This is a genomic window from Neobacillus drentensis, assembly GCF_036966985.1.
Lineage (GTDB): Bacteria > Bacillota > Bacilli > Bacillales > Cytobacillaceae > Neobacillus > Neobacillus drentensis_E.
The window spans coordinates 2,446-6,414 of the sequence record NZ_JBALSN010000368.1 but is presented as its reverse complement, the minus strand read 5'-3'; the positions used below and the strand labels follow the sequence as shown (position 1 = coordinate 6,414).

The 3,969-nt window shown below is 45.4% G+C and carries 2 protein-coding genes and 1 pseudogene; 1 reads left to right on the top strand and 2 read right to left on the bottom strand.

Translation table 11 applies throughout. The annotated features are described in order from the left end of the window. Positions 1–64 precede the first annotated feature (64 nt). Positions 65–2,107: a molybdopterin-containing oxidoreductase family protein gene (locus tag V7659_RS22200; protein ID WP_335542336.1), complete on the top strand. Its 2,043-nt coding sequence runs from the start codon at positions 65–67 to the stop codon at positions 2,105–2,107. A gap of 50 nt (positions 2,108–2,157) precedes the next feature. Here the strand turns inward: V7659_RS22200 and V7659_RS22195 are convergent. Together V7659_RS22195 and V7659_RS22190 are read right to left on the bottom strand one after the other, a co-directional pair. Further along, positions 2,158–2,979: pseudogene (locus V7659_RS22195) on the bottom strand (YitT family protein). Between the two features lie 150 nt (positions 2,980–3,129). Further along, on the bottom strand, positions 3,130–3,969 hold an 840-nt coding region (locus V7659_RS22190), incomplete at its 5' end, for a dicarboxylate/amino acid:cation symporter (RefSeq protein ID WP_335542335.1).

Here is a 3,969-nt window from a genome sequence, read left to right as displayed (position 1 = left end):
TGGTGCCTGACACCAAACGTAACACCAAACTGACACCAAACACGAAAGGAGATTGGATGACGCAATGGCTTCATTTATACATGAACGAGATGGCGTTTTTCATGGGGTTTGCCCGCTGGATTGCCCGGATCAGTGTGGTTTACTGCTACATAAGGAAAATGGGAAGATTATTAAAGTGGAAGGAGACCCAGAGCATCCGGTCACCAAAGGGCATATTTGCAACAAAGTCCGAAATATGACAGAACGCATCTATGATGAAAACCGCTTAAAATACCCGCTAAAACGGACCGGCCCCAAAGGCGACGGCAAGTTCGAACGAATCAGCTGGAAGGAAGCGATCGAAACCATTACCTCCCGTTGGACCGATTTAATAGAATCTAACGGTCCGGAAAGCATCCTTCCGTACAGCTTTTACGGAAACATGGGCCGGCTTAATGCCGAGGGGATGGACCGCCGTTTCTTCCATCGCCTCGGGGCTTCCCGCTTGGATCAGACCATTTGCTCTGCAGCCGGTTCTGTTGGCTATAAATATACGATGGGCGGCAGCATCGGCATCGACCCTGAGGATACGATCCATTCCAAACTATTCCTATTTTGGGGGATTAATGCGGCGAGCACCAACATGCATCAAATTGCCCTCGCTCAAAAAGCCCGTAAACAAAACGGTGCCAAAATCATTGTTATTGATGTTCTCAAAAATCAAACTGGTAGATTAGCAGATTGGTTTATTCCGATTTTGCCTGGCACTGACAGTGCCCTCGCTTTGGGGATGATGCACATCCTATTTGCCGAAAACCTGGTCAACCAAGACTTTTTAGTAAAGTATACGATTGGTCACGAGGAACTGCGTGAGCATGTCATCCAATACGACCCAATCACCGTTTCAGCAATCACAGGTGTCCCCGTAGAAGATATTTACAAACTGGCCCGCATGTACGGTGAAACATCACCAGCCTTTATACGCATCGGAAATGGACCACAGCATCATGACAATGGCGGCATGTTTGTCCGGACAATCTCCTGCCTTCCCGCTCTTACCGGCCAATGGCTTGTCAAAGGAGGCGGCGCAATCAAAGGGAATTCGGCCTATCTGGCGCCGAATACCGCGCACTTGCAACGACCTGATTTATTGAAAAATAAACAAACGCGCGTGATCAACATGAACGTACTTGGCGACACGTTGCTCTCACTAGACCCACCCGTTAAATCACTCTATGTGTACGGGTCTAATCCTGCCGTAGTCGCACCTAATGCAAATAATGTCCGAAAAGGGCTTGAGCGCGAAGATTTATTTACGGTGGTTCATGATTTATTTTTAACAGAAACGGCTAAATATGCAGATATCGTTTTACCAGCGACATCCTCCTTTGAAAATACTGACATGTACACATCTTATTGGCATCATTATATTCAATTACAGCAGCCGGTCATTGAACCATATGCTGAGTCAAAATCCAATGTTGAGGTGTTCCGATTACTTGCCAAGGGGATGGGCTTCTCTGAAGCACTTTTTGAAGAGACAGAAGCGGAGATGATTAGACAAGCCTTAGATAACCCGCGCAATCCTTATTTAAACGGGATCAGTTATGAAGCTTTAGAAAGGCAGCAATTCATGAAAGCACAGGTAAAACCGATATTCCCTGGCAAACTGGAAACCCCTAGTGGAAAAATTGAGTTATTCTCTGGAAAGATGAAAGAAAATGGGTATCCCCCATTGCCAACCTACGTACCTTTAGAGGATGACGGGGACCACCGATACCAATTTGTTCCGGGCCCAAATCATAATTTTTTAAATTCTACCTTTTCAAACAATCAAAAGCATATAACGTTGGAAAAAGAGCCGAAAGTCTATATGAATCAACTTGATGCCTTAACGGAGGGAATTGAAGATGGCGATACCGTTCGAATCTGGAACCAGCGCGGTGAATGTGAACTGAAGGTTTCTGTTGGTGAGCAAGTCCTGCCAGGAGTTGTGGTGACGCAAGGTCTTTGGGCCGATACAGCCGACACAAAACAGCTAGTAAACGCACTCACTCCCGACCGAATCGCCGATATGGGCGGCGGCGCCACCTTCTTCTCAGGGCGTGTAAGTGTATCAAAAAGATAAAAAAGGTGCCTGCCACCATCTTGGGTGTCAGGCACCAACTTAACTTAAACTTAACTCGCCTTATAACCATGCCCGATTATCTCGTGGACATTGTGAACGGTGACGTAGGCGTGTTTATCTGTTTCTTTTATAATACTTTTCAGCTGAACGATTTCCTGCTTATTGATGACGATATGTAAAGAACTTCTCTGTTTTGTCCTGTGTAGCCGCCGCGGCCGTCGAGCACTGTCAGCCCGCGAGACATCCTACTNNACCTGCTCAGGGGAATTCGAAATGATCAGCACGGCAACTTTTTCATCCAATCCCTCGACAATGAAATCAATCGCCTTCGCCCCGATAAACACAATCAACAGCGTGTACATCCCTTTTTCTAAGCCAATGATGAAAATCGATCCAACTACGACTACAATATCAATAATCAGCATACCCTTGCCAATGCTCCAGCCTAACAATTGATTGGTCAGTCTTGCTAAAATCGTCGATCCTCCAGAGGTTCCTCCTGTCCGAAAAATCAATCCCAGCCCTACGCCTACCAACAAACCCGCAAAGATGGATGCCAAAAATGTATCCTCGGTGAGCCGATGTCCAGCATCCTCCGTTACATACAAACACAACGAGCAGGCGGCAATCGAAATCAATGTATAGACAAAGGTTCTTTTCTCAAAAAATTTGTACCCAACCGCTAACAGCGCCACATTCAAGACAAAATTCACGATACCGGGCGACCAATCAAACAAATAGTGGGCAATAATCGTTATCCCTAAAATACCGCCTTCTGAAAGATGGTTAGGAATCGTGAAATAATTGACCCCTAAGGCAAAAATGAGTGCTCCTAGTAAAATATAAAAAATATCCTTTAACGTCCTCTTCATAAAAAATCCATCCTTTATTTGTACCGCATATGACCTATCTTACCCTAAGAATTAATAGCCATCAATTGACATTTGCGCACCCACCCAAAAACAAAAAAAATACTGCAAGAATACAAACATTCCTACAGCATTTTTAACAACTAGATGGTGTCAGGCACCAAGTTCTTCGCTTTTAAAAGATCGGTCGAGCCAGTTCTTCCCTTCTACCAATCGGGTGACAAGCATCGCGCATACGGTGTTTCCGGTGGAGTTGAGCAAGGTTGCTGGGGCATCAATGATCGTGCTGATTACAGCAATAATAGGCAAGGTTTCTGGAGGGAAACCGTACACACTGATAATTAACATCTCACCGATCATCCCGCCGCCAGGAATCGCCCCCATCACGGCACCAACTAAGAAGGCAACCGCTAAAATGCTTATTATATTCGGGATACTCGTGACATCCTTTCCGAATAAGGCAAATAAGAAGACAATTTTCAGCACACCGCCAAACACCGATCCGTCTTTATGGGTATTCGCACCAAGCGGAATAATCGTTTCGGCGATATCCTTTGGCACTCCCATCTTTCGAACGGTGGCTAAGTTGACTGGAATACAAGCGGCACTTGAGCAAGTGGCAATGGCTGTAACAGATGGTGTAATCGCATGTTTCCAAAAAACCTTCACACCGTCCTTGCCCCCGGCAATAAAAGCATACAAGGTGAAGAACCCGAAATAATAAATCACAGCAAGAATCAGATATAACACAAATGAGCGGGCATACCCCTCTAGAATTTGCGGCCCCAATTCACCAATCACCGCTGCAAAATAACAGCCAAGTCCAATCGGTGCATAGTACATAATAATACTGACCATTTTCATCATTACCGCCGTTGCTGCCGACAAAAAGCTTGCCACGGGTTTCGCTTTTTCCCCCACCAACGCAGTTGAAATCCCAAAAAGCAGTGAAAATACGATTAATTGCAACATGTTACTTCTTGATAGCAGTAA

What these genes read in the sequence shown, in the direction of transcription:
- V7659_RS22200 (WP_335542336.1), top strand. Translation starts at nt 65, where the DNA reads ATGGCTTCATTTATACATGAACGAGATGGCGTTTTTCATGGGGTTTGC.